We start from the raw sequence: 4,725 nt of genomic DNA on the forward strand, positions 1-4,725 counted from the left end.
GGCAGCGGTCGCGAGCTGGGCGGCGGCCAGGTGGTCGGTCCGGGAGGCGACGTCGTCGAGGTGGTCGAGGTAGCGGGCCCGTTCGCGGTGCCTGGCCCGGTGGGCGGCGCGGCGGTCGGCCAGGCGCAGCCCGAGCCCGGCCAGCACCGAGGCGGCGGCCCCGCCGGTCACCACGGCGACCAGCCACCCGGGCCGGGGACCGGGGACCGCGAACAGGAACGCCAACGACCCGCCGCCGCCGACCAGCGGCACCAGGTACTGCAGCCAGCTGGCAGGCCCGGCGGCCGCCCAACCCACCGTGGGCGGGGCCGCGACCGTCAGCTCACCCGCCGGCAACGGCCGCGGATGCGCCCGCACCGGCCGATGGACCAGTACCGCGGAGGGCTCGGGCGGGCCGGTCGCCTGGATGGAAGGGTCCGAGGTCGGCATGCCTGGCACGCTACGACGCCGGAACGGCGGCGGGCGGATGCTCGGCAAATTGTGGATAACCCGGTCCGGGGCCACGTCGACGTGGTCCCGCGAACCGCCCCCGCTCCCCTCAGGGGAGCATGATCGTCTGGAAGTCGTACGCCTCGCGGCGGAACCCGATGCGCTCGTACAGGGCGACCGCCGGGGTGTTGAAGTCGTTGACGTACAGCGACAGGTTGGGGTGGCGATCGAGGGCGAGGTCGCAGCAGGCGGCCATGGCGGTGGTGCCGACGCCGCGGCCGCGGAGGTCTGGGGGGACGTAGACGCCCTGGATCTGGGCGGTGTGGTGGCTGGCGCAGCCGACGTCCATCTTGAACTGGAGGCGGCCGCCGGACTCGTAGACGTAGGTCCAGCCGCGGGCGATGAGCATGCGGACGCGGCGGCGGTAGCCGTCGGGGTCGCGGGCCATCGGGTTCTCGCCCATCTCCTCGGTGTACATGGCGGCCGACAGCTTCAGGACCCGGTCCTCGTCGGACCGCTCGGCCAGGCGGGCGTGGCCCGGGGCGCCGTGGTGCGGGTCCCGGACCAGCCGGTCGGGGTCGACGGAGTAGACGAACTGGCGGCGCCGGACCTCGCGGGGCGCCGGGTAGCTGCCGCCGATCAGCGACCACAGGAACTCGACCGTGGTCCGCTCCCCCACCACCATGCGGGTCGGGTAGAGGCCGCCGGCGGCGGTGGCCAGGGCCTCGCAGGTGGCCGGGTCGTCGGTGGCCGGGACCAGGTTGGGGCCGACGTGCAGCAGCCCGCGCAGCTCGCCGTCGGAGAACGCGCCCCACAGGGGGCTGGGCCCGAGCGCGGTCAGGGCGCCGTCGTGGAGGATGCGGCTGGCGATGAAGACGTCCCGGACCGGGTTGCGGTCGAGCGCCGCCAGGGCCAGGGACTCGTCGTTGCGGCCGATGGGCCGCACCTGGAAGCGGGGCGGACTCGCCGCCTCCCGAGCCCGGTCGTCGCCGCCGGTCCACGACCGGAGCACGTCAGCTCCGGATGACCTCGGGGGCGCCCGGCCCGCCCCCGGACATGCGGTACTCCTCGGCCAGCAGCTTGGCCTCGTGCATCAGGGCGTCGACGATCTCGGCCTCGGGAACGGTGCGGATCACCTGGCCGTGCCGGAAGATCTGGCCCTTGCCCTTGCCGGAGGCCACGCCGACGTCGGCCTCGCGGGCCTCGCCAGGGCCGTTGACGATGCAGCCCATGACCGCGACCCGCATCGGGGCCTCGATCTCGGCCATGCGCTCCTCGACGGCGTTGGCCAGGGCGAACACGTCGACCTCGGCCCGCCCGCAGGACGGACAGGCGACCAGGTCGAGCTTCTTGGGCCGCAGGCCGAGGGCGCCGAGGATGGCGTTGCCCGCCTTGACCTCCTCGATCGGCGGGGCGGTGAGCGACACCCGGATGGTGTCGCCGATGCCCTGGGCGAGCAGGGCGCCGATGCCGACCGCCGACTTGACGATGCCGTCCTTGGGGGTGCCGGCCTCGGTCACGCCCAGGTGCAGCGGGTAGTCGACGCGGGTGGCGAGCAGCCGGTAGGCGGCGATCATCGACGCCGGGTTCTGGTGCTTGACCGAGATCTTGATGTCGCCGAAGCCGACCTCCTCGAGGATGCCGACCTCGAACAGGGCCGACTCGACCAGCGCCTCGGGAGTGGGGCCGCCGTGCTTGGCCAGGAGCTCCTTCTGGAGCGAGCCGGCGTTGACCCCGACCCGGATGGGGATGCCGCGGGCCTGCGCCTCGGTGGCGATCAGCTTCACCTTGTCGTGCTTCTTGATGTTGCCGGGGTTGATGCGGACCCCGGCGCAGCCGGCCTCGATGGCGGCCATGGCGTACTTCCACTGGAAGTGGATGTCGGCCACCACCGGGATGGTCGACTTGGCCGCGATCGCGGGCAGGGCGGCGGCGTCGTCGGTGTCGGGCACCGCCACCCGCACGATGTCGCAGCCGGTCGCGGCCAGCTCGGCGATCTGCTGGAGGGTGCCGTTGATGTCGGCGGTCTTGGTGATGGTCATGGATTGGACGCTGACGGGGGCGCCGTCGCCGACCGCGACCCTGCCGACGTTGATCCGGCGAGATCGCCGCCGACCGGCACCTGCCGCCAGGTCGGTCAACTCGAGCGGGAAGGCCACCAGGGCTCCTTATCGGAACGGGTATTGGACGGGGTTGGTGATGTCGAGCCAGACCAGGCCCACCGTGAGCATCACCAGCAGGCCCACGATCAGGGCGGCCACGGGCACCACCTTGCGCAGGTCGACCTCGCGCCTGGTCACCACCTGCCAGAGCACGAAGGCCAGGTAGCCGCCGTCCATCGGGGGCAGGGGCAGGAGGTTGAACACCCCGACGACGATGTTGAGCTGGATCAGGATGGCGATGAAGATCGCCCACTGGTTGTTGGCCACGGCCTGACCGGCCAGACGGGTGATGCCGACGATGCCGATCGGGCCGCCGCCGTCCACCTCCCCGCCGCCGGCCGGCGGGGAGGCCGTCTGCGGCTGGGGCGCGCTCATCCGGTCGGCCAGGCCGCTGACGAAGCCGCCAAGGCCCTTGACGGTGGCGACGGTGGTGTCCCAGAACACCTCGATCGACTCGGGGATGGCGGCCAGCACGCCGACGCGCCTGGTCTCCTCGCTGGGCTGGAAGCCGAGGAACCCGCGGTTGTCCTGCTCGACCGGGGTCACCTGGACCGACCCCGCCTGGCCGTCGCGCACGAAGTCGATGGTGATCTTCTGGTCGCCCTTGTCCTGCAGGGTGGCGCGCAGCTCCTCGAAGCTGGCCACCTGGTCGCCGTCCACGGCCACGATCCGGTCGCCGGACCGGAGGCCGGCCTGCTGGGCGGGGCTGGGCGTGCCCGCGTTCAGGGCGACGGTGCGGTCGATCGTGGTGGTGGCCTGGCCGGTGCCGATGCCGATGGCCACCAGCACCATCCAGATGAGCAGGATGGCCACGAGGAAGTGGGTGATCGACCCGGCGGCGAGCACGATCGCCCGCTGCCAGGCCGGCTTGTTGCGGAACTGCCGCTCCGGCGGGGTCGCGGCGGCGGCGGGCCTGGCCGAGCGGTCCTCCTCGAGGAAGTTGCCGTCGCTCTCGTACGGGCTCATGCCGGCGATCTTGCAGAAGCCGCCAAGGGGCAGGGCCTTGATGCCGTACTCGGTCTCGCCCCGGCGGAACGACCAGATGGTCGGGCCGAAGCCGAGGAAGAAGCGCTCCACCTTCATCCCGAACAGCTTGGCGGTCGTGAAGTGCCCGCCTTCGTGCAGGAAGATGGCCAGCATGAGGGCGAGAACGAACAGCGTGATGCCGAGCAGGCTGGTCATCGGGTCCCCCGGGAGGTGGTCAGGTCCTCGACCAGTGTACGGGCCAGGTCGCGAGACCACCGCTCGGTCGCGAGCAGGGCGTCGAGGTCGAGGACGGCCGGGGGCCGGTGCTGCGCGAAGACCTCGCCCACCACCTCGGCGATGCCGGGGAAGGGGATGCGGCCGGCCAGGAAGGCGGCCACCGCCTCCTCGTTGGCGGCGTTCAGGGCGGCCGGGGCGGTCCCGCCCCGGCGGCCGGCCCGCACGGCCAGGTCGAGCAGGGGGAAGGTGGCCCGGTCGACGGGCTGGAACTCCAGGGTGGCGGCCCGGGTCCAGTCGATCCGGCCCACCGGCCGGTCGTCCCGCTCGGGCCAGCCGAGGGCCAGGCCGATGGGCAGCCGCATGTCGGGCATGGAGAGCTGGGCCACGGTGGAGCCGTCGCGCCACTCCACCATGGCATGGACGATGCTCTGGGGGTGGACCACGACCTCGATGCGGTCATACGGCACGCCGAACAGCAGGTGGGCCTCGATCACCTCCAGGCCCTTGTTCATGAGGGTGGCCGAGTTGACGGTGATCACCGGGCCCATCGCCCAGGTCGGGTGGGCGAGGGCGTCGGCCGGGGTGACGTCGGCCAGCTCGGCGGCCGGGCGCCCGCGGAACGGGCCGCCGGAGGCGGTCACGACCAGGCGGGCGACCTCCTCGGGGCCGCCGGCCCGCAGGCACTGGGCCAGGCCGGAGTGCTCGGAGTCGACCGGGACGATCTGGCCCGGCGCGGCCCGGGCGGTGACCAGCTCGCCGCCCACGATCAGGCTCTCCTTGTTGGCCAGGGCGAGCCGCCGCCCGGCCTCGAGGGCGCGCAGGGTCGGGGCCAGGCCGACCGACCCGGTGACGCCGTTGAGCACCACCTCGGCGCCGTCGGCGGCGGCCAGCTCGGCGACCTCCTCCGGCCCGACGGCCAGGCGGCAGCCGG

At 73.3% G+C, this 4,725-nt stretch carries 5 protein-coding genes; all 5 read right to left on the bottom strand.

Annotation, left to right across the window (positions count from 1 at the left end; genetic code table 11):
* Nucleotides 1-429: hypothetical protein (locus tag VF468_30065; protein HEX5882532.1), on the bottom strand; the 429-nt coding region annotated here is incomplete at its 3' end.
* Between the two features lie 109 nt (nt 430-538).
* Nucleotides 539-1,441: a GNAT family N-acetyltransferase gene (locus VF468_30070; GenBank protein ID HEX5882533.1), complete on the bottom strand. Its 903-nt coding sequence runs from the start codon at nt 1,439-1,441 to the stop codon at nt 539-541.
* A gap of 1 nt (nt 1,442) precedes the next feature.
* Entirely contained in the window at nt 1,443-2,588 is a 1,146-nt protein-coding gene (ispG, locus tag VF468_30075) for a flavodoxin-dependent (E)-4-hydroxy-3-methylbut-2-enyl-diphosphate synthase (GenBank protein HEX5882534.1), read from the bottom strand.
* Between the two features lie 9 nt (nt 2,589-2,597).
* On the bottom strand, nt 2,598-3,773 hold the full coding sequence (locus VF468_30080) for a M50 family metallopeptidase (GenBank protein ID HEX5882535.1): 1,176 nt from the start codon (nt 3,771-3,773) through the stop codon (nt 2,598-2,600).
* Nucleotides 3,770-4,725, bottom strand: a 956-nt coding sequence (gene dxr, locus VF468_30085; protein HEX5882536.1) for a 1-deoxy-D-xylulose-5-phosphate reductoisomerase, incomplete at its 5' end; no start/stop codon positions are given. The genes dxr and VF468_30080, both read right to left, overlap by 4 nt.

The sequence above is a fragment of the Actinomycetota bacterium genome (genome assembly GCA_036280995.1).
Classification (GTDB): Bacteria; Actinomycetota; CALGFH01; order CALGFH01; family CALGFH01; genus CALGFH01.